18 protein-coding genes, 3 pseudogenes and 1 riboswitch are annotated in these 20,837 nt (G+C 70.4%); of the genes and pseudogenes, 11 read left to right on the top strand and 10 right to left on the bottom strand.

The window, feature by feature from the left end:
• Positions 1-43: 43 nt before the first annotated feature.
• Positions 44-1,291 carry a spermidine/putrescine ABC transporter substrate-binding protein gene (locus tag ACIBCU_RS36080; protein ID WP_362931543.1) on the bottom strand — a complete coding sequence of 416 codons (1,248 nt, stop codon included), beginning with the start codon at positions 1,289-1,291 and terminating at the stop codon, positions 44-46.
• A 47-nt stretch (positions 1,292-1,338) separates the two neighbouring features.
• Positions 1,339-2,853: a gamma-aminobutyraldehyde dehydrogenase gene (locus ACIBCU_RS36075; protein WP_399236706.1), complete on the bottom strand. Its 1,515-nt coding sequence runs from the start codon at positions 2,851-2,853 to the stop codon at positions 1,339-1,341.
• Positions 2,854-3,070: 217 nt separating this feature from the next.
• Between ACIBCU_RS36075 and ACIBCU_RS36070 the strand changes: the two genes are divergently transcribed.
• Entirely contained in the window at positions 3,071-3,610 is a 540-nt protein-coding gene (locus ACIBCU_RS36070; protein WP_399236737.1) for an NADAR family protein, read from the top strand.
• A 72-nt stretch (positions 3,611-3,682) separates the two neighbouring features.
• On the opposite strand, the gene ACIBCU_RS36065 is transcribed toward ACIBCU_RS36070, so the two are convergent.
• Positions 3,683-4,393, bottom strand: coding sequence for a DUF4190 domain-containing protein (locus ACIBCU_RS36065; RefSeq protein ID WP_399236704.1), 711 nt, complete (start codon positions 4,391-4,393; stop codon positions 3,683-3,685).
• A 118-nt stretch (positions 4,394-4,511) separates the two neighbouring features.
• Between ACIBCU_RS36065 and ACIBCU_RS36060 the strand changes: the two genes are divergently transcribed.
• The 5 genes and pseudogenes from ACIBCU_RS36060 (at position 4,512) to ACIBCU_RS36040 (ending at position 8,612) form a co-directional block, all read left to right on the top strand.
• Positions 4,512-5,546 carry an adenosine deaminase gene (locus ACIBCU_RS36060; protein WP_362931535.1) on the top strand — a complete coding sequence of 345 codons (1,035 nt, stop codon included), beginning with the start codon at positions 4,512-4,514 and terminating at the stop codon, positions 5,544-5,546.
• A 23-nt stretch (positions 5,547-5,569) separates the two neighbouring features.
• Positions 5,570-6,274, top strand: coding sequence for a glycerophosphodiester phosphodiesterase (locus tag ACIBCU_RS36055; protein ID WP_399236702.1), 705 nt, complete (start codon positions 5,570-5,572; stop codon positions 6,272-6,274).
• A gap of 13 nt (positions 6,275-6,287) precedes the next feature.
• Complete coding sequence (locus ACIBCU_RS36050; protein WP_399236700.1) at positions 6,288-7,133, top strand: SAM-dependent methyltransferase; 846 nt, start codon at positions 6,288-6,290, stop codon at positions 7,131-7,133.
• 149 nt (positions 7,134-7,282) lie between these two features.
• Positions 7,283-7,465 (top strand): annotated as a pseudogene (locus tag ACIBCU_RS36045) (response regulator transcription factor); the annotation flags it as partial.
• 74 nt (positions 7,466-7,539) lie between these two features.
• A pseudogene (locus tag ACIBCU_RS36040) lies at positions 7,540-8,612 on the top strand (serine hydrolase domain-containing protein).
• A 3-nt stretch (positions 8,613-8,615) separates the two neighbouring features.
• Here the strand turns inward: ACIBCU_RS36040 and ACIBCU_RS36035 are convergent.
• The 3 genes and pseudogenes from ACIBCU_RS36035 to ACIBCU_RS36025 all read right to left on the bottom strand — a co-directional run bounded on the left by ACIBCU_RS36035 (position 8,616) and on the right by ACIBCU_RS36025 (position 10,961).
• Positions 8,616-9,122, bottom strand: a complete 507-nt coding sequence (locus tag ACIBCU_RS36035; protein WP_399236698.1) for a hypothetical protein — start codon at positions 9,120-9,122, stop codon at positions 8,616-8,618.
• Positions 9,123-9,163: 41 nt separating this feature from the next.
• Positions 9,164-9,301: pseudogene (locus ACIBCU_RS36030) on the bottom strand (spermidine/putrescine ABC transporter substrate-binding protein); the annotation flags it as partial.
• A gap of 220 nt (positions 9,302-9,521) precedes the next feature.
• A complete protein-coding gene (locus ACIBCU_RS36025) occupies positions 9,522-10,961 on the bottom strand; it encodes a gamma-aminobutyraldehyde dehydrogenase (RefSeq protein ID WP_399236696.1) in 1,440 nt (479 codons plus the stop codon).
• A gap of 177 nt (positions 10,962-11,138) precedes the next feature.
• Here ACIBCU_RS36025 and ACIBCU_RS36020 point away from each other — a divergent pair, with 177 nt between their 5' ends.
• From ACIBCU_RS36020 to ACIBCU_RS36000, 5 genes are all read left to right on the top strand, one after another.
• Positions 11,139-11,630, top strand: coding sequence for an Lrp/AsnC family transcriptional regulator (locus ACIBCU_RS36020; RefSeq protein WP_187355837.1), 492 nt, complete (start codon positions 11,139-11,141; stop codon positions 11,628-11,630).
• Complete coding sequence (locus ACIBCU_RS36015) at positions 11,615-12,994, top strand: aspartate aminotransferase family protein (RefSeq protein ID WP_399236691.1); 1,380 nt, start codon at positions 11,615-11,617, stop codon at positions 12,992-12,994. The genes ACIBCU_RS36020 and ACIBCU_RS36015 overlap by 16 nt, the downstream gene beginning before the upstream one ends.
• A gap of 225 nt (positions 12,995-13,219) precedes the next feature.
• Positions 13,220-13,957 (top strand): ABC transporter ATP-binding protein, encoded by a 738-nt coding sequence (locus tag ACIBCU_RS36010; RefSeq protein ID WP_399236689.1) that lies wholly within the window; start codon positions 13,220-13,222, stop codon positions 13,955-13,957.
• Positions 13,939-15,102 carry a hypothetical protein gene (locus tag ACIBCU_RS36005; protein WP_362931521.1) on the top strand — a complete coding sequence of 388 codons (1,164 nt, stop codon included), beginning with the start codon at positions 13,939-13,941 and terminating at the stop codon, positions 15,100-15,102. The genes ACIBCU_RS36010 and ACIBCU_RS36005 overlap by 19 nt, the downstream gene beginning before the upstream one ends.
• Positions 15,103-15,136: 34 nt before the next feature.
• Positions 15,137-16,255: a Rossmann fold nucleotide-binding protein gene (locus ACIBCU_RS36000; protein ID WP_362931519.1), complete on the top strand. Its 1,119-nt coding sequence runs from the start codon at positions 15,137-15,139 to the stop codon at positions 16,253-16,255.
• 15 nt (positions 16,256-16,270) lie between these two features.
• On the opposite strand, the gene ACIBCU_RS35995 is transcribed toward ACIBCU_RS36000, so the two are convergent.
• The 4 genes from ACIBCU_RS35995 to ACIBCU_RS35980 all read right to left on the bottom strand — a co-directional run bounded on the left by ACIBCU_RS35995 (position 16,271) and on the right by ACIBCU_RS35980 (position 20,607).
• Positions 16,271-16,723 carry an SRPBCC domain-containing protein gene (locus tag ACIBCU_RS35995; RefSeq protein WP_362931517.1) on the bottom strand — a complete coding sequence of 151 codons (453 nt, stop codon included), beginning with the start codon at positions 16,721-16,723 and terminating at the stop codon, positions 16,271-16,273.
• 70 nt (positions 16,724-16,793) lie between these two features.
• Positions 16,794-17,816 carry an ABC transporter ATP-binding protein gene (locus tag ACIBCU_RS35990; RefSeq protein WP_362931515.1) on the bottom strand — a complete coding sequence of 341 codons (1,023 nt, stop codon included), beginning with the start codon at positions 17,814-17,816 and terminating at the stop codon, positions 16,794-16,796.
• 2 nt (positions 17,817-17,818) lie between these two features.
• A complete protein-coding gene (locus ACIBCU_RS35985; protein WP_399236685.1) occupies positions 17,819-19,468 on the bottom strand; it encodes an ABC transporter permease in 1,650 nt (549 codons plus the stop codon).
• 44 nt (positions 19,469-19,512) lie between these two features.
• Entirely contained in the window at positions 19,513-20,607 is a 1,095-nt protein-coding gene (locus ACIBCU_RS35980; RefSeq protein ID WP_362931513.1) for a thiamine ABC transporter substrate-binding protein, read from the bottom strand.
• Between the two features lie 73 nt (positions 20,608-20,680).
• Positions 20,681-20,797, bottom strand: a riboswitch (TPP riboswitch).
• Positions 20,798-20,837: the final 40 nt, after the last annotated feature.

The following is a 20,837-nucleotide window of genomic DNA, read 5'->3' as shown; positions in this document are numbered from 1 at the left end:
GGTCCCAGTGGTGTCGGGGGAGAACGGGAGGGGGACGGGCCGGTCAGGCGCCGATGAGCTTGGCGAACTTCTCCTCGTACGCCGTCTCTTCCTCGGAGCTGAGGGAGCGGAAGGCCCGAGACTTCGCGGCCATCGCCTTGTCGGGGAGGATGAGCGTGTTGGACGCCATCGACTCGTCGATCTTCGCCAGTTCGCCGGCGACCCCGTCCACCGGGCAGACGTAGTTGATGTAGGCGGCGAGCTGGGCCGCGACGGGAAGCTCGTAGTAGTAGTCCATGAGCTTCTCGGCGTTCGTCTTGTGCCGGGCCCGGGCCGGGACCAGCATGTTGTCGCTCGACGTGATGTAACCGGCGGACGGGATGGAAAATTTGATCGCCGGGTTGTCCGCCTGGAGCTGGATGATGTCGCCCGCCCAGGCGACACAGGCCGCGATGTCCCCCTTGCTCAGGTCCGCGGTGTAGTCGTTGCCGGTGAAGCGGCGTATCTGCTTCGTGTCGACGCCCTTCTGCATCCGGCCGATCGCCGCGTCGAAGTCGGCGTCCGTGAAGGTGCCCGGGTCCTTGCCCATGTCGAGGAGCGTCATGCCGACCGAGTCGCGCATCTCGGAGAGGAAGGAGACCTTGCCCTTGAGCTTGGGGTCGTCGAGCAGCTGGGTGACGGAGTCGACCTTCCGGCCACCGGTCGCCTTCTCGTTGTAGGCGATGACGGTCGGGATGCCGGTCCATGGATAGGAGTAGGCGCGTCCCGGGTCCCAGTCGGGCCTGCGGAACTGGGCCGACAGGTTGGCGAAGGCGTGCGGGAGGTTCGCGTGGTCGAGCTTCTGCGCCCAGCCGAGCCTGATGATGCGTGCGGCCAGCCAGTCCGTCACGATGATGAGGTCGCGGCCGGTGTCCTGACCCGCCGCGAGCTGCGGCTTGATCTTCCCGAAGAATTCGACGTTGTCGTTGATGTCCTCGGTGTACTTGACCTTGATCCCGGTGCGTTTCGTGAACGCGTCCAGGGTCGGACGGCGCTTCTCGTCCTCGCTGACGTCCATGTACTCGGTCCAGTTGGAGAAGTTGATCTGCTTCTCCGCTGCCGAGTGGTCGTCGGAGGCCGCGGCGTCCCCTTCCCGCTCGGCGGGCGGGATGCCGCACGCGCTCAGCGCCCCGAGGCCGCCGAGCGCGAGGGCTGCCGTGCCCGACGCCCGGAGAAGGGAACGGCGGGTGAGGGCGCCCCTGCCGTTCGTGAGGCTGCGCCTCATGGCGGCCAGCTGGGGCGCGGAGAGGCGCTCGGGCTCGTACTGCTCCATACGTGGTGCCCTTCCGGGTGGGTGGGGCCGCCGGCCGGCGGCCGCTGCTATCGGTCCCCGAAGACGGTGCGGTGCCAGTCCTTCCTGGCCACCGCGGTGTTGTCGTACATGACGTGCTTGACCTGCGTGTACTCCTCGAAGGAGTACGACGACATGTCCTTGCCGAAGCCGCTGGCCCGGTATCCGCCGTGCGGCATCTCGCTGATGATCGGGATGTGGTCGTTGATCCACACGCAACCCGCCCTGATCTCACGGGTGGCGCGGTTGGCCCGGTACAGGCCGGTGCTCCAGGCGGAGGCGGCCAGTCCGTACGGGGTGTCGTTGGCGAGGCGGATTCCCTCGTCGTCGGTGTCGAAGGGCAGCACGACCAGGACGGGGCCGAAGATCTCCGAGCTGACGATCTCGCTGTCCTGGGCGGCGCCCGTGATCAGGGTCGGCCGGTAGTAGGCGCCGTCGGCGAGTTCGCCCCCGGGAGCCTCGCCGCCGGTGACGACGGTGGCGTAGGCGCGGGCCCTGTCGACGAATCCGGCTACACGGTCGCGCTGCTGATGGCTGATGAGCGGGCCGAGGTCGGTCGCCGGGTCGAAGGGGTCACCGAGCCGCACGCTCTCCATCAGGGTGGCGACCCCGCTCACGAACGCGTCGTAGAGGGGGCGCTGGACGTAGGCGCGGGTGGCGGCCGTGCAGTCCTGGCCGGTGTTGATGAGGGCTCCGGCGACCGCTCCGTGCACCGCGGCTTCGAGATCGGCGTCGTCGAAGACGAGGAAGGGCGCCTTGCCGCCGAGTTCCAGGTGGAGGCGCTTGACGGTGGAGGTGGCGAGCGCGGCGACCCGCTTGCCGACGGCGGTGGAGCCGGTGAACGAGGTCATCACGACGTCGGGGTGGCTTACAAGGTGCTCACCCGCGTCCCGGCCGGCACCGGAGACGATGTTGATCACGCCGTCGGGGATGCCTGCCTCCGTGGCGGCCTGCGCGAACATCAGCGAGGTCAGCGGCGTGATCTCGGCGGGCTTCAGCACGATGGTGTTGCCCGCCGCGACGGCCGGGAGGATCTTCCAGGCGGCCATCTGGAGGGGGTAGTTCCAGGGCGCGATCGAGCCGATGACGCCGAGGGCCTCACGGCGTACGTAGGAGGTGTGGTCGCCGCTGTACTCCCCGGCCGACTTCCCTTCGAGGTGGCGGGCGGCCCCGGCGAAGAACGAGGCGTTGTCGACCGTGCCGGGGACGTCGAACTCGGTGGAGAGCTTGACCGGCTTCCCGCACTGCAGGGATTCGGCATGGGCGAAGTCGTCCGCCTGCCCGTCGAGTACGGCGGCGAAGCGGTGCAGTGCCTCCGACCGTTCGCCAGGCGTGCGCCCTGACCACCCGGGGAACGCCTCCCTGGCGGCGGCCACGGCCGCGTCGACGTCGTCGGCGCCCGCGAGCTCGTAGCGGAGGACCGTGCTGCCCGTCGCGGGGTCCACCACGTCCTGATGACGCCCCGACGTTCCGGGACGCAGCCGCCCGCCGATGTACTGCGCACCCTCGGCGAAGCGGTCCCGCACCTGGAAAGCGTTGCCCATGACGTTCTCCTCCGCTGCCCCGTGACCAGGGGCGGCGTAGCTTCTTGTCGAATTGAGTGCCGATCCTGACAGAGGGGGCCTCTACCAACAAGTGATTCCGTTGTTTCCTTTTGGTTACGCGACGGAATCTGTCGACGATGTGTCTCGGGCGTACGGAAATCCCTGTACGGGCTGTCAGTGGCGGATGCCAGACTCGGCTGCCATGGGACAGGAACACATGGACGGCCTCCTGGCGCGCACGGCCCGCGGGGAGAGCGTGAAGTACCTGCCGTTCTGGGGGCATCGGCCCCGCTCGGACGGCAGGCTCGGGGAGAGCTGCCTCAGTCAGTGGTGGCCCGCGCCGTTCACGGTCGGTTCGGTCACCTACGCCTCGGCCGAGCACTGGATGATGGCCGGCAAGGCCAGGCTTTTCGGGGACGCCGAGGCCGAGGCCCTGGCCGTCTCGGCGAGCAGCCCGGCGGCGGCGAAGAAGGTAGGCCGGCTGGTCAAGGGCTTCGACGACGGCGTATGGGCACGGGAGAGGTTCGCCCTGGTCGTCGAGGGCAGCGTCCACAAGTTCGGTCAGGACCCCGCGCTGCGGGCGTACTTGCTGGGGACCGGTGAGCGCGTGCTCGTCGAGGCCAGTCCGATGGACCGGATATGGGGCATCGGGCTCACCAAGGACGATCCGCGCACCGCGGACCCGGCTTCCTGGCGAGGTCTGAATCTGCTGGGCTTCGCGCTGATGGAGGCGCGGACGCGGCTGCGCGCGGGGTGATACGGGCCGTGGCCGGGCCCCTGGACACGTGCCTGGTCCCGGGCCCGGCCACGGGCAGCCGTGCGCCGTCGTTCAGCGGGAGGTGCCGACGACCAGTGACGTGGCGTAGGGGTCGTCGTAGTCGTAGCTGCTGCCCGACTCGTCGTTGGCGATGGCCCAGATCAGGAATCCGAGGAAGACCGCGCTGATGACGATCGAGACCGATCCCAGAATGATCCCGGCGAGGGCCATGCCCCCGTTGGTCGCCTCACCGCGCTTGGCGCGGCCCCGGCCGATGATTCCGAAGATCAGGGCGAGGATGCCCAGGACGATCCCCAGCCCCCACATGCAGAAGCCGACCACCGCGATGATGCCGAGGACCATCGCCGCGGTCCCCAGCCCGTTGGCGGGCGCGGGGCCCCAGGGCTGCTGGCCGCCGTAGCCGGGGTATCCCGGGTAGCCGTACGAAGCCGAGGGCGCGGCGGGAGCGGCGGGGTAGCCGTACGCCGCCGACGGCGCGGCAGGGGCGGCCGGATAGCCGTACTGCCCGGGCTCCCCCGGCCCGTTCGGCCCGGCCGGCGGGGCCGGGACAGGGGGCTGCTGGGGGCCGAAGGTTCCGGCCGGTCCGGGTATGGGACCGGTGCCCGGGTCGGCGCCCGGCATGGACGTGACCGTGGGCTGGTTGTGCACGGCGGGCGGGACGGCGTCCGTGGGCTGCTTGCCGAGCTCGACCCTGCTGTCCGGCGGAGCCCACGGATCGCGCGGCGCGCCCTCGCCCCCGGGCTGCTGTGTGTTGTCTGACATGGGCCTCCCCCATCGTGGTCCCGCCATGCTACGGCCCGGCATCCGCCCGCAGGGCCCCGCCTACGATGATCGGTGCAGCCGGTACACCCGGCTCACATCAGAGATCCGGGAGTATCCGATGAACGACCTGCATCCCTTCATCGCGGGGCTGCCCAAGGCCGAGCTCCACGTCCACCACGTGGGGTCGGCCTCACCGCGCATCGTGGCCGAACTGGCGGCCCACCACCCCGACTCCAAGGTCCCCACGGACCCGGAGGCGCTGTCGGACTTCTTCACCTTCACCGACTTCGGGCACTTCATCGACGTCTATCTCTCGGTGGTGGACCTGATCCGCACCCCCGAGGACGTCCGGCTTCTGACCTTCGAGATCGCCAGGGACATGGCACGGCAGAACATCCGGTACGCGGAGCTGACCGTGACCCCGTTCAGCTCGACCCGCCGGGGGATCCCGGAGCAGGGCTTCATGGAGGCCATCGAGGACGCCCGCAAGGCGGCCGAGGCCGAGCTCGGCACCGTGCTGCGCTGGTGCTTCGACATTCCGGGCGAGGCCGGTCTGGAGGCCGCGGAGGAGACGACCCGGCTCGCCGTCGACCTGCGGCCCGAGGGGCTGGTCTCCTTCGGCCTGGGCGGACCCGAGGTCGGTGTGGAGCGCCCGCAGTTCAAGCCGTACTTCGACCGCGCGATCGCCGAGGGCCTGCACTCCGTCCCGCACGCCGGGGAGACCACGGGCCCGGGGACCGTCTGGGACGCGCTCACCGCGCTGCGCGCGGAGCGCATCGGCCACGGCACCAGCTCCACCAAGGATCCGGAGCTGCTGGCGCATCTCGCCGAGCACCGCATCGCCCTGGAGGTCTGCCCGACGTCGAACATCGCCACCCGGGCCGTCGCCGACATCGACCGGCACCCGATAAGGGAGATGGTCGAGGCGGGCGTCCTCGTCACGGTCAACAGCGACGACCCGCCCATGTTCGGCACCGACCTCAACAACGAGTACGGGGTGGCGGCCAGGCTGCTCGGCCTGGACGAGCGCGGAGTGGCCGATCTGGCGAAGAACGCCGTGGAGGCCTCCTTCCTGGACCCGGCTGGCAAGCGGACGCTGGCCGCCGAGATCGACACGTACACGACGAACTGGCTGGAGGCCCCCGGCCGGTGAGCCCGGCCGGACACAATGGCCCCATGACCACCACTGTCACCGCCGTGGCGCACCGCGGCGATCCCTACCGTGCCCGTGAGAACACGCTCCCCTCGATCCGGTCCGCCGTGGAACGGGGGGCGGACGCGGTCGAGATCGATGTCCGCGTCACCCGGGACCGGGTGCCGGTGCTGCTCCACGACTCCACGCTGGAGCGGCTGTGGGGCCATGACGTCCGCCTCGACCGGCTGGACCACCGGGAGTTGGAGGAGAGGACCGGCGGCGGGGTGCCCTCCCTGCGCGAGGCGCTGTCCGCCGCCGGCGACCGGCGGATCATGGTCGACCTGCCAGGCGCGACCGACGCCTCCGTGAAGGAGGTCGTCGGTGTGGTGCGGGAGTGCGGGGCGGAGGAGCGCGTGTTCTACTGCGCGGACACACACGCGATGCTGAAGGTGCGAGCGGCCGATCCGTCCGCCGAGATCGCGCTGACCTGGACGACGCTCGCGCCCCCACGTGCCGTACTGCTGGAAGCGGTGCGGCCGCACTGGCTGAACTACCGATTCGGGCTGCTGAGCCGCGAGCTGGCCGACCGTGTCCACGCCGACGGGCTGCTGGTCTCCGCCTGGACGGCGGACACCCGGCGCACCATGCGCCGGCTGCTCTCCTTCGGGGTCGACTCCATCACCACCAACCGGATCGACGCACTCCGGGCCCAGTTGGCGAACTCCCTTCACTCTGGCGCTTCTTGATCGGTCCGGCATCATGGGCGGGTCCGTACCGTCCGTGACCCCAGGAGCAGACGTGACCGAGCCCCGCCGTCCCACCGCACCCTCCCGTGTACGTTCCGACATCGCCCACAACGCCCGGGTGTGGAACTACTGGCTGGGTGGCGGCGACAACTACCCCGTCGACCGCGCGGTGGGCGACCGGGTCACCGGCATGTATCCGAGCATCGGCGAAGTGGCCCGCGCGGACCGGGCGTTCCTGGGCCGGGTGGTGCGCCATCTCGCCGGTGACGCGGGAATCGGCCAGTTCCTTGACGTAGGCACCGGGCTCCCGACCGCGGACAACACCCATGAGGTCGCCCAGCACACCGCGCCCGACGCACGCGTCGTCTATGTCGACAACGACCCGATCGTCCTGGCGCACGCGCGCTCCCTGCTCAGCAGCTCGCCGGAGGGCGCCACCGTGTACATCGAAGCGGACGCCCGGGATCCGGAGCACATCCTGCGCGCGGCCGGACAGACCCTGGACCTCCGGCGCCCGGTCGCGGTGATGATGCTGGGCATCCTGAACTTCGTCCTGGACACGGACGAGGCCCGGGGCATCGTGACGAAGCTGATGGACGCCCTGCCGTCCGGCAGCCATCTGGTGCTCACTCATCCCACGCTGGAGCTGGGCGGCGAGGGCAACGAGGCCGCGATGCGCTTCTGGAACGAGAACGCCACCCCGCCGATCACGGCTCGCAGCCGTTTCGAGTTCGCCTCGTTCCTCGACGGCCTGGACATCCTGGAGCCGGGCATCGTGTCCTGCTCCCGCTGGCGGGCGGGCCCCGCGGGCCGCACCCCCGAGGTCGCCCAGTTCGGCGCGGTGGGCCGGAAGCCCTGATGAGGAGGTCCATGGCGCGAAGACCCTTCACGCGGAGTTCCTTGACGCGGCACTCCTTGACGCGGAGGCCGTGGGCGCGATGGGTTCCGCGTGGGCCCTGGGCCACCGACATCGGCATCGGCATCGGCATCGGCATCGGCATCGGCATCGAGCACACGGTGAAGACCCATGTGGGCAATGTGCTGTCCAAGCTGGGCCTGAGAGACCGCATCCAGGCCGTCATCTGCGCCTACGAAACAGGGCTCGTCGCTCCCTCGCCCGAGGGAGGCACCTCTGCCGCCTCCCCTGCGCGGGGGAGGCGGTCTCCCTCCCAGGACCCCTCGCTCGGGTGATCCGCCGGGGACTCCGGATCAACAGGATGGATCCATCGAGCAGTTACGGACTTCATCTCTCCCGGAGGCATCCCATGAACTCCCGCGCCCGCACACTCCTCGCCGCTGCCCTGGCCCTCGGTATCGCAGCGGGGCCCGCCGCTCCGGCCGCCTTCGCGAACGCCACCACCACCGCCACCGCTCCGCATGCGGCCGGCGCCCGCGCGCACACCGTCCCCGAGGCGGACGCCGAAGCCCTGGGCGCGGCGATGTCCGGGCTGCCCGTCGACGACGCCACCGCCGCCCTCGTGCGGGTCGGCGGCACCGACGGCAGCTGGCGTGGGAGCTCTGGTGTGCACGATCTGGTCTCGAACCGTCCGGCCGACCCGGCGGCGCGCTTCCGGGCCGGGTCGGTGACCAAGGTCTTCACCGCCGTCACGGCGCTGCAGCTGGCCGGAGAGCGGAAGCTGGACCTCGACCGCACGGCGAGGCACTACCTCCCGGACCTGATCCCGGCGGCCTACGGCCGGGTGACCGTGCGGCAGCTGCTCGATCACACCAGTGGGATACCGGCCGCGCGGATGCCCGGCAAGACCCTGGAGGAGGCGTACGCCCACCGCTTCGACCCGCACACACCGCGCGGGATGGTCTCCTCTGCCATGGCGCAGGCCCCGGAGTTCACGCCCGGCCGGAGCCAGCACCACCTCAACAGCAACTACACGGTGCTGGGGCTGCTCATAGAGACCCCGGCCGCACGGAGCTGCGGGATGTGACGGCGTGGGGTGTGACCGACGCCTGGGCGGCCGGGGACATCGTCTCGACCACGGCCGATCTGGAGCGCTTCACCCGCGCGCTGTTCGCCGGGAAGATCGTGCGCGGGCCGCTGCTGGAGGAGATGTTCACGCTGCCCGACTTCTCGGTGCGTACGTACCTGACGGGTGCGCCCGCCCAGTAGAGCGCGGGGCTGAGCGTGCAGACCCTGGGCGGGCGTGAGGTGTGGGGGAAGACGGGCGGCCGCTGGGGTTACAACACGGTGATGGCGGCCACCCGCGATCTCTCCAGGACGCTGGTGTACAGCGTCAACTCCACCGACGCGAAGGGCCAGGACACGAACGCCACGGCGATGGACATCGTGGTGGCGACCTTCGGGGCCCCGTCGGCCGGGTGAGCGTCACGCCGTCGCGGTCACCGCCTCCAGGCGCTTGATCATGCGGCGGACGACGAGCAGCGGGATGACCCCGAAGACTCCGAAGGACATGTCGATGACGGTCCACCAGAAGGGGATGCCCCGGATCGGCCCGCAGATCAGGGCAAGCGGGATGATCCCGGCACAGGCGATCATCCCGAACTCGATGACCCAGATGTTGCGGACCGGGTCACGGTAGGGGCCGTAGAAGGCGACCGCGATGACGAGGTGGGCGAAGGCCAGCCAGTCGGTGCCGTACAGCACGAAGGGATAGTTCGTGTCCGCCTCGTCGAGACCTGTCCTGACCCGGGTGATCCACTCCATCAGGGCCGGGAAGTACTCGGGGACAGGAGAGGCCGACGATGCCAACAGGTCCTCGGCCCAGTGGAGTTCGGTGACCAGAGGGAAGGCGGTCAGCCCGCTGAGCACCAGACAGACGATGAAGACGACCAACCACACGCGTATGCGCCGCAAGAGGGCTCGCTCGCTCATGGCCGCAGCGTACGCCCATCATGAACACGTTCAAAAGTTGGTAGCGAGTGGTCGCTGTCCGAGCGGTCGGGGCCCGACCGGTCACCTGGCTCCACACAGGCGGCGGGGACTCCACAGCCGGCCAGAGCGGCGCCGGCCGCACCCGTGCCGAGGGTGCGGAGCAGGGAACGACGGGACATGAGGTGGTCCGGAATCGAACGCACCCGCGCAGGATGCCGCTCCGCCGACCCGGCGGGCAATGGACCAACCGCCCAACGCGAGCGGCCGGGCCCGCACACCATGTCCATGACGGGCGCCGGCGGCGGCCCGAGCGCGTGGACGGCCCCGGGCGAGAGGGGGGCGGGCACGTGAACGACCCCGGGCGGGAAGCCCGGGGCCGTGGTCACCGCCGTACGCGGGTCAGCCGTCGAGCGACGTCATGACGTGCTTGATCCGGGTGTAGTCCTCGAAGCCGTACGCGGAGAGGTCCTTGCCGTAGCCGGACTTCTTGAATCCGCCGTGCGGCATCTCGGCGACGAGCGGGATGTGGGTGTTGATCCACACGCAGCCGAAGTCGAGCTTCTTGGACATCCGCATCGCGCGGGAGTGGTCCTTGGTCCACACCGAGGAGGCCAGGGCGTATTCCACGCCGTTGGCGTACTCGACGGCCTGGGCCTCGTCCGTGAAGGACTGGACGGTGATGACGGGCCCGAAGACCTCGTGCTGGATGATCTCGTCGTCCTGCTGGAGGCCCGAGACGACGGTCGGGGCGTAGAAGTAGCCCTTGTCGCCGACCCGGTGGCCGCCCGCCTCGACCTTGGCGTGCGCGGGGAGCCGCTCGATGAACCCGCTGACCTGCGCCAGCTGGTTGGCGTTGTTGAGCGGGCCGTACAGCACGTCCTCGTCGTCCGGGAGACCGGTCTTCGTGTCGGCCGCCGCCTTGGCGAGCGCGGTGACGAACTCGTCGTGGACGGACTCGTGGACCATGACGCGGGTCGCGGCCGTACAGTCCTGGCCCGCATTGAAGTAGCCCGCGACGGAGATGCCCTCAACGGCCTTGGCGATGTCGCTGTCCTCGAACACGACGACGGGCGCCTTGCCGCCGAGCTCCAGGTGGACCCGCTTGACGTCCTTGGCGGCGGACTCGGCGACCTGCATACCGGCCCGCACCGAGCCGGTGATGGAGGCCATCGCCGGGGTCGGGTGCTCCACCATCGCGCGGCCGGTCTCGCGGTCACCGCAGATGACGTTGAAAACGCCCTTGGGCAGGATCTGCCCGATGATCTCGGCGATCAGCACGGTCGACGCCGGAGTGGTGTCGGACGGCTTGATGACGACGGTGTTCCCCGCGGCGAGCGCCGGGGCGAACTTCCACACGGCCATCATCAGCGGGTAGTTCCACGGCGCGACCTGGGCGCAGACGCCCACCGGCTCGCGGCGGACGATGGAGGTGAGGCCCTCCATGTACTCGCCGGCCGAACGGCCTTCGAGCAGCCGGGCGGCACCCGCGAAGAAGCGGATCTGGTCGACCGCCGGCGGGATCTCCTCCGTACGGGTGAGCCCCAGCGGCTTCCCGGTGTTCTCGGACTCCGCGGCGATCAGGTCCTCGGCCCGCTCCTCGAAGGCGTCCGCGATCTTCAGCAGTGCCTTCTGGCGCTCGGCGGGCGTCACGTCGCGCCAGGCGGGGAACGCGGCGGCCGCCGCGGCCATGGCGGCGTCGACGTCGGCCTGCCCGGAGAGCGGCGAGGTCGCGTAGACCTCTTCCGTCACCGGGTTGACCACGTCGATGGTCCGCCCGTCCGCGGCGTCCCGGAACTCTCCGTCGATGTAGTTGCGCAGACGGCGCACCTCGGTGGTCACAACCACCCCTCCTGTCGGCTGTCCGATGGGTGAGACTTCCACCCTAGACCTTTGGGTGACGCTTTCGACATACCCACCCGCCGTGAACTTCGGATTCGGTGAGATTGAGAGTCCCAGACAACGAATTTCATCGATTTGGGCTTGCCAGACAGACGAGGCGCGGTGCAGAGTGGGGCTGTGGCCAGTCGCAGCGCAGACTCCAGGACCGGGAACGGATCGGCACCAGCCGTCGATGCCGTCTCCCTCGCAATCATCGAGCAGCTCCAGGAGGACGGACGCCGGCCGTACGCCGCGATCGGCAAGGCCGTGGGCCTCTCCGAAGCCGCTGTGCGCCAGCGCGTCCAGAAGCTGCTGGACCAGGGCGTGATGCAGATCGTCGCCGTCACGGACCCGCTCACCGTGGGTCTGCGGCGTCAGGCGATGGTCGGCATCAACGTCGAGGGCGACCTCGACCCCGTAGCCGAGGCCCTGTCGGCCATGGCCGAGTGCGAGTACGTGGTGATGACCGCGGGCTCCTTCGACCTCATGGTGGAGATCGTCTGCGAGGACGACGACCACCTGCTGGAGACGATCAACAAACGCATCCGGGCCATTCCCGGAGTGCGCTCCACCGAGAGCTTCGTCTACCTCAAGCTCAAGAAGCAGACCTATATGTGGGGAACCCGATAGCCGTGAGCAAGGACCTCAGCCGCACCGCGTACGACCACCTGTGGATGCACTTCACCCGCATGTCGGACTACGAGAACGCGCCCGTTCCCACCATCGTGCGTGGCGAGGGCACCTACATCTACGACGACAAGGGCAAGCGCTACCTCGACGGTCTCTCCGGCCTGTTCGTCGTCAACGCCGGACACGGCCGTCACGAGCTCGCCGAGACGGCGTACAAGCAGGCGCAGGAGCTGGCCTTCTTCCCGGTGTGGTCCTACGCGCACCCCAAGGCGGTCGAGCTCGCCGAGCGGCTCGCGGACTACGCCCCGGGCGACCTCAACAAGGTCTTCTTCACCACCGGTGGCGGCGAGGCCGTGGAGACGGCCTGGAAGCTGGCCAAGCAGTACTTCAAGCTCAGGGGCAAGCCGACCAAGTACAAGGTCATCTCGCGTGCGGTCGCCTACCACGGCACCCCGCAGGGCGCCCTGTCGATCACCGGACTGCCCGCGCTCAAGGCCCCGTTCGAGCCGCTGGTGCCCGGTGCGCACAAGGTGCCGAACACCAACATCTACCGCGCGCCGCTCTTCGGTGACGACCCGGAGGCCTTCGGCCGCTGGGCCGCCGACCAGATCGAGCAGGAGATCCTCTTCGAGGGCCCGGACACCGTCGCCGCGGTCTTCCTGGAACCCGTGCAGAACGCCGGCGGCTGCTTCCCGCCGCCGCCCGGCTACTTCCAGCGCGTCCGCGAGATCTGCGACCGGCACGACGTGCTGCTCGTCTCCGACGAGGTCATCTGCGCGTTCGGCCGCCTGGGCACGATGTTCGCCTGCGACAAGTTCGGCTACGTGCCGGACATGATCACCTGCGCCAAGGGCATGACCTCGGGCTACTCCCCCATCGGCGCCTGCATCATCTCCGACCGGCTGGCCGAGCCGTTCTACGAGGGCGACAACACCTTCCTGCACGGCTACACCTTCGGCGGTCACCCGGTCTCCGCCGCGGTCGGGCTCGCCAACCTCGACATCTTCGAGCGCGAGGGCCTCAACCAGCACGTCCTGGACAACGAGAACGCGTTCCTGACGACGCTGCAGAAGCTGCACGACCTGCCGATAGTCGGCGACGTCCGCGGCAACGGCTTCTTCTACGGCATCGAGCTGGTGAAGGACAAGGCCACCAAGGAGACGTTCACCGACGAGGAGACCGAGCGCGTCCTGTACGGCTTCCTCTCCAAGGCGCTGTACGAGAACGGCCTCTACTGCCGGGCCGACGACCGTGGCGACCCGGTCGTCCAGCTCGCTCCTCCGCTGATCTCCGACCAGTCGACCTTCGACGAGATCGAGGGCATTCTGCGCGGCGTACTGACGGAGGCCTGGGCGAAGCTCTGACCGACTGCCCCCGGCTGCCACACCCAGGGCTTCCGGCAGTCATTTCATACGGACCACGCGGCCCGGATGCACCCGTTCGAGTGAGAAGGGGGCATCCGGGCCGCGTACTGTCCCGACACCTGGCTCCGGCTGCCTAGCGTGCCGAGTGACCGATCGGCTTTTTTCTCGTTGTATTCGTCCCCCCGTACGGGGGACAGGAAATCTGATCCGAACGAGGTGTACGCCATGGTGGCCCCGCCCGACAACGACGTGATCTGGGCACGTTCCCTGCACCACTCCCACAACGGATCGCCGGGGCTCGGCGGTGTCTCCCTCGGTGTCCGCGACGGCGAGGTCCTCGCCGTGTCCGGGCCTCGTGGGTGCGGGAAGTCGACGCTGCTGCATTGCCTCTCCGGACAGCTGGTGCCCGAGCAGGGCGAGGTCTGGTTCAACAGCGTGCCCGTGCACACCATGGGCCCCCGGCTGCGCGAACGGCTCCGCCGGGAGAGATTCGGCTGGATCGGTGCCGAGCCGCGGCTCGTGCCCGAACTCAGCACCTGGGAGAACGCCGCCCTGCCGCTGCTGCTGCGGGGCGTCTCGCACCGGGCGGCGAAGAAGGCCGCCACGGAGTGGCTGGAGCGCCTGGACATCGGCCCGCTCGCCAAGAAGCGGCCGCACACCCTGCTCCAGTCGCAGCGTCAGCGGATCTCCGTGGCCCGCGCGCTGGCCGGTTCGCCGTCCGTGATCTTCGCGGACGAGCCGACCGCTGCCCTGCACCACGCCGAGCGCACACAGCTCCTGCGCACCCTCACCACGGCGGCACGGTCCCACGGGATCACCGTCGTGCTCGCCACCCACGACGCGGAGGTCGCCGGGCTCGCCGACCGTGTGGTCAGCCTGCTGGACGGCCGCCGCGTCACCACCGTCTCCCTGCCCGCCGCGTCCGATACGGAAGGCCGCTCGGCGTGCTCGCTCTCCGTCTGACCCGTGGCTCGCATCCCCTGGTCCTGATGCGGCGGCTGCTCCTCGCCGCCGCGTCGGCGGGGGTGGGCTTCCTGCTCCTGTGCACCTTGGGGTACGCCTCCGGGCACCCGGCGCACGCGTCGAGCTCCGTGCTGCGGCTGCTGTGGTGTGCCGTTCCGCTCGCGGCGACCGTCCAGTTCGCGGTGGCGGTCGCGCGTACGGACCCGAGCACCCGCCCACGGCCCGGGCTCTTCGCCGCGGGCCTCGGACCGGCGCGTCTGGCCCTGCTGGCGGCCATCTCGACGGCGGTGTCCACCACGCTGGGCTCGGTGGTGGCGCTGCTCTTCTTCCTTCACCTGCGCGGCGATCTGACCGGCCTGCCGTTCGACGGCGGCGCGGCCGAGTTCCTGGGCGCGGGCACCCCGCTGCCCCTCGCCGCGGCTCTCACGCTGCTGGCCCTGGTGCCGCTGGCCTCGTCCGCGGCCGGCGGGCTCGCGCTCCGCTCCAGGCCGGTCGCTCCGTCCGACGCCCAGGAGGCCGAGGAGGACCTCGCGCCCGCCCCGGTCCCGAAGGGGCTGCCGTGGGGGGTCGCACTCACCGCGGCCGGGCTCGCGGTCGAGGCGTACGCGAGCCGGGGCTCGGCGGGCAGCCCGTTCCCGCTGCCGGGCCGGCTCGACTCCACCCCGGCCGCCGTGCTCGCGGGCTGGATCCTGACCGCGATCGGCCTGGCCATGGCGGGGCCCGGTCTCACCCATCTGTGCGGGCGGCTGCTCCAGGCGGTGCGCCCGGGAGCCGTACGGCTGCTGGCGGGCCGGGTCCTGATGGACGAGGCGTGCCGGATCGGCCGCCCGCTGGGAATCGTCTGCGCGGTGCTGTCCGGGGTGATCGCGGCCTCCGTGCTCTACACCGACGGGCCCCGTCCCTTCGGCCCGCTCACCGCGCTCGGCGCCGTACTCGTCGTCGGCTGCACCATGGCGACCCTGCTGACGACCGCCCTCGAGGCCAGGCAGGCCCGTGCCCGTACGGCCAGGACGTTGCTGCGGCTCGGCGCCCCGGCCTCCTCGCTCCGCATGGCCGCCGCTCTGCGGGCTCTGGTGCTGCTGGCCGTCTTCGCCCCGCTGACCTGGGCGATCGCGGAGCTTGCGGCACTGCCTCTGACGGAGTGACCACAGCCGCCGGGGCGGTACGTAGCATGGCGGCGTGGAGAATCCGGACGAGAACACGTACGCACCCGGCGTCGAGATCGAGACGCTCACCGCATTCGACCAGGCGGTCGCGGCCGGAACCCTGGCCGGCCACCGCGTCCAGTCCGTCGACCTGACGGACCGGAGCGACGCGCTGCTCGCGACCGGCACCCGGGGCGCGGTCTTCCTCGGCTGCCGCATGGAGCCGCGCGCCGAGGCGAAGATACGCGCGGACGGGGCCTTCGTGTTCCCGCCGGTACCCGGCCTCCCCTTCGACCCGTACCGCGGGCTGCTCTACACCCCCGACGCCCTGTACGAGGGCCTGTCGGAGGGCGGTTACGCCGCAACCCCCGACGCGCGGGCGTACGGCTGGTTCCAGCTGACCAAGGCGAACGGCGACGTCTTCGCCTCGATGCTGCGGGCGCTCCACGACGACGCGGTCTCCGACGCGCTGGACGAACACCTCGTCGGGGCCCGGGTGGTGGGCGTGATGGGCGGCCACGCGATGGCCCGCGGTTCGCGGGAGTACCGAGGCGCCGCGCGGCTCGGCAGGGAGCTGGCGCGCAGCGGTCTGACCGTGGCGACGGGCGGCGGGCCGGGCGCCATGGAGGCGGCCAACCTCGGGGCGTACGCGGCTCCGCACTCCGATGCCATGCTGCTCAAGGCCTGCGAACTCCTGGCCTCGGCACCGTCGTTCAGCCCGTCGGTCACCCACTGGGCCATGGCGGCCTTCGCCGTACGGGAGCGCTGGCCCGACGGAGGGTCCTCGGTCGCGATCCCCACGTGGTTCTACGGCCACGAACCGCCGAACGCCTTCGCGGACCACATCGCCAAGTACTTCGCGAACGCGGTGCGCGAGGACGGGCTGCTGGCCCGCTCGACCGCGGGTGTGATCTTCCTGCCGGGGGCCGCCGGAACGGTCCAGGAGATCTTCGACAACGCGACGCCGAACTACTACGAGTCGCGTTCCGCGCCCACGCCGATGGTCCTGGTCGACCGCGCGCACTGGACGGAGAAGCTGCCCGCCTGGCCCCTGCTGAGCGCGCTCGCGGCGGACCGTCCGATGGAATCCCGTATCGCGCTCGTCGACACGGTGGAGGAGGCGGCCGGGGCGCTCGCCCGGCTGACGGGCTGACCCGCTCCGACGGGCTCAGCCGGCGGCGAGCCGGGCATCGAGGGCGTCGAAGAACGCCTCCCAGCCGTCCTCGGCCGCCGCGTACTGCTCGGGGGTGAGATGGCCGCCTCGCTGGTGGAAGACCATCTCGGTGGACTTCCGGCTCTTCTCCGTGAGGGTGACCGTGACGGTCTCGCCCTCGATGTCGGCAGGCGCGCTCCTGTCCTTGAGCGTGAACACGAGCCGCTCGGGGGCGGACACCTCCTGGTAGACGCCGTGGAAGGGCATCTCCGCCCCGGGCACCACGATGACCAGGCTCCACTCGCCGCCAGGCGTGACATCCATGGACACCCGGTCGAGCGGCACGTCCGCGTCGCCCCCGTACCAGGCGGCGAAGTCCTCGGGGTCCGTCCAGGCTTCGAACACACGGTCGCGGGGCGCCGCGACGACGCGGGTGATGTCGATGCCCTCGCGGGCTGAGTCAGCCATGATCCCTGGTTCCTTTCCGATGCCCCTGACCAGGGGACCAGGCTCCGGGCGGGGCTGCCACCCGGACGGTTCAGGCCGGGGGCAGGACCACCGTCTCCGCCGGGTCGAAGGTCACGCCCACGGTGGCCCCCTCCTCGGGGGTGTCCCTCAGAGCGCACTCCGCCTCCAGGGGCGGCCCGTCGTCGGGGTGCAGGGTGACGGTGACGTGGTGGCCGCGGAAGGTGCGTACGCCCACCGTGCAGCGCAGGCCTTCCTTGGGGCCGCCGATCCGGACGCCGCCCGGCCGCACGAGCAGCTCGCACTCGCCCTGCGGCGAGTCCTCGGGCACCGGGACCTTGCCCCAGACGGTGTCGGCCGCCGTGCCCGTGACCGTGGCGTCCACCAGGTTGTCGAAACCGAGGAAGCGGGCGACGAACGCCGACGCGGGCTGCTGCCAGACCTCCAGCGGGCTGCCCGCCTGGGCGATCCGGCCGTCCCGCATGACCACGACCCGGTCGGCGAGCGCGAAGGCCTCGCCCTGGTCGTGGGTGACGGCGAGCACCGTCGTGCCCAGCCGGCCGAAGAGGGCGCGCAGTTCGACGACGAGCCGTTCGCGCAGGCTCCGGTCCAGCTGGCCCAGTGGTTCGTCCAGCATCAGCAGCTTCGGGCGGGGCGCCAGGGCCCGGGCGAGTGCCACCCGCTGTTGTTCGCCGCCGGACAGGGCGGCGACGGCCCGCCGCCCCGCCCCGGGCAGGCCGACCAGGTCCAGGAGTTCACCGGCCCTGCGGTCGCGCTCCGGGCGGGGGACGCCGTGCATCCGCAGTCCGAAGGCGACGTTGGCGCCGACGTCGCGGTGCGGGAAGAGCTGGTGGTCCTGGAACATCAGGCCGAGCCCGCGGCGGTGCACAGGCAGCCGTGCCTGGTCCGCGCCGTCCAGGAACACCCGCCCGCCGTCGAGGGGCTGGAGCCCTGCCACGGCCCGCAGCAGCGTCGACTTGCCGCTGCCGCTCGGGCCCAGCACGCAGACGATCTCGTGGTCCGCGACCTCCAGGTCCACCGCGTCCAACGCGGTCCTCTTCCCGAAACGGACCGTGGCCGACTCCACTGTCAGCATCTCTAGAACTCCCCGGATCGGTCGGTACGGATACGTTCGAGCAGGAGCAGCGACACCGCGCAGACCAGCATCAGAATCGTGCTGAGGGCCATCGCCTGGCCGTAATTGAGCTCGCCCGAGCGCCCCAGCAGCCTGGCGACGGCGACCGGCAGGGTGGGGTTGTCGGGGCGCGCGATGAACACGGTCGCGCCGAACTCACCGAGCGACACGGCGAAGGCGAAGCCGGCGGCCACCAGCACCGCCCGCCGCACCAGCGGCAGGTCGACCTCCCGCCAGGCCCGCAGCGGCGAGGCGCCGAGCACCGCCGCGGCCTCCCGCAGCCGGTCGTCCACCGCGCGCAGGACGGGCAGCATGGTCCGTACGACGAAGGGGACGCCCACCAGCGCCTGGGCGAGCGGCACGAGGATCCAGGACGTACGCAGATCCAGCGGCGGCTTGTCGAGCGTGATCAGGAAGCCGAAGCCGACGGTGACGGCGGACACTCCGAGCGGCAGCATCAGCAGGGCGTCGAAGCCACGCACCAGCGGTCCGGCGTGGGGGTACCGCCCGCTCGAGCGAAGCCGAGAGTGGGGGAGGGTCAGGGCCGCCGCGGCGAGACCCCCGATCACGAGGGCGATCAGGGTCGCGACCAGTGCGTAACGCAGGGAGTTCCCGATGGCGTCGAGCGGCGGGACCAGGAAGGTGGAGCCGCCGGCGTCGGCCGACTGCAGCGCGCGGTAGAAGCCGAAGCCGTAGCCGCCCGAGGTGTCCAGGGAGCGTTCCACCAGTACACCGAGCGGCACCACGATCAGCAGCAGGACGGTCAGCAGTACCCCGCCGAGCAGCGCCCACTGCCCTGCTCCGTGCGGGCGGCGGGAGGTCTGGGCCGCGTCGACGAGCTTCAGCGCGGTCTCCCGGCGCCGTACGGTCCAGGCGTGGACGGCGAGGATCCCTCCGACAGCGGCGAACTGAATCAGGGTCAGCACGGCGGCCGTCGGCAGGTCGAGCAGCTGAGCGGTCTGCCGGTAGATCTCCACCTCCAGCGTGGAGTAGGCCGGACCGCCGAGGATCTGGACGACCCCGAAGGAGGTGAAGGTGAAGAGGAAGACCATCAGAGCCGCCGCGGCCACGGCCGGGGCGAGCGCGGGCAGGGTGACACGCCGCCAGGCGGCGAGGCGGCCGGCCCCGAGCACCCGGGCGGCCTCCTCCTGCCGGGGGTCGAGCTGGGACCACAGGCCGCCGACGGTCCGTACGACCACCGCGTAGTTGAAGAACACATGGGCGAGCAGGATCGCCCACACGGTCGTGTCGAGGCGGATCCCCCAGAGTTCGTCGAGGAACCCGCCGCGCCCCAGCAGCGCCAGGAACGCCGTGCCCACGACGACGGTGGGCAGGACGAACGGCACGGTCACGACGGCACGCAGCAGCTGCTTGCCGGGGAAGTCGAAACGGGCGAAGACATAGGCGCCGGGCAGTGCGATCAGCAGGGTGAGCACGGTCGAGGCGAGGGCCTGCCAGGTGGTGAACCAGAGGACGTCGAGGATGTCCGGCCGGCTCAGCACCGTGCCGATCCGGCCGAACTGCCAGTCTCCGTCCGTCTTCAGGCCCCGGCCGACGATGGCGACGACCGGATAGGCGAAGAACAGCGCGAAGAACGCGACAGGCACGGCCATGAGACCGAGCCGCACCGCGTTCCCCCTCCACGGGGGCCGCGCGACTACTTCACGACGAGCGAGGACCACGACTGGACCCACTGCTCACGGTTCTTGGCGATCTTCTCCGGTGCGACGGTCTCCGGCTTGTCGACGGTGGCCCCGAACTTCGTGAAGAGCTCCGGCAGCTTCGCGTCCTTCACCACCGGGTTCACGAACATGTTCAGCGGCATGTCCTCCTGGAACCGCTTGCTGATCAGGAAGTCCAGGAGCGCCTTGCCGCCTGCCTCGTTCTTCGCACCGTCCAGCAGTCCGGCGAACTCGATCTGGCGGAAGCAGGTGCCGGTGGCGACACCGGTCGGGGCCTCGCTGGGCTGCGGATCGGCGTACAGCACCTCGACGGGCGGGCTGGAGGCGTACGAGACGACGAGCGGCCGGTCGGCCTTGGCCTTCTTACCGCCCGCGGAGCCGGAGAACTCCTCGTTGTAGGCCTGCTCCCAGCCGTCGACGACCTTGACGCCGTTGCTCTTCAGCTTCTTCCAGTAGTCCTGGTAGCCGCTCTCGCCCTGACTGGCGACGGTGCCGAGGAGGAAGCCGAGGCCGGGTGACGAGGTCGCGGCGTTCTCGGTGACGAGGAGGTTCTTGTACGCGGGCTTCAGGAGGTCGTCGAAGGAGTTCGGCGGGGCGAGCTTCTTGTCGGCGAAGTACTGCTTGTCGTAGTTGACGCAGATGTCGCCGGTGTCGATGGGTGTGACCCGGTGCTTGTCGGCGTCGAGCTGGGTGTCGGCCGCGACGCGGTCCAGGCCCTTCGCCTCGTACGGCGTGAACAGGCCGTTGTCCAGGGCACGGGAGAGCAGGGTGTTGTCGGCGCCGAAGAACACGTCGCCACGCGGGGAGCCCTTGGTCAGGATCTCCTGGTTGAGCGCTGCCCCGGCGTCACCGCTCTTCAGCACCTTGACCTTGTAGCCGGTCTCCTTGGTGAACGCCTTCAGGACGGCGTCCGAGGCGTTGAACGAGTCGTGGCTGACGAGGGTGACGGTCTTCGAACCGGTTCCCGTGTCACCGGAAGACTTGTCGTCGGAGCCCCCGCAGCCCGCGAGCGCGGTGACTCCGAGCGCGGCGGCGAGCGCGGTCGCCGCGTACTTCGTCGTGGTGTTCATGGTGATGTCCTCCTGGAGGTGACCAGGAAGAGACGCGGCCCTGCCCGCTCGGCGAGCGGGCAGGGCGCAACAGCTTGAGTAAGGTCCGAACTTCCTACCCGGAATGACCCGGGCGAGGTTCAGAGGGTCTGCGGCCGACCTGTCCTCGGTGCCGCACTCTCAGCGCTGTGGCGCTCCCCTGTCGGAATATGAAGTTGCTTTCCCGGCCAGGCTACACCGGCCGGATCACG

Origin of the sequence: Streptomyces sp. NPDC051064, assembly GCF_044455985.1 — a bacterium.
Classification (GTDB): Bacteria; Actinomycetota; Actinomycetes; order Streptomycetales; family Streptomycetaceae; genus Streptomyces.
The sequence above is the reverse complement of the archived record's forward strand: the minus strand, read 5'-3'. Positions and strand labels throughout refer to the sequence as shown.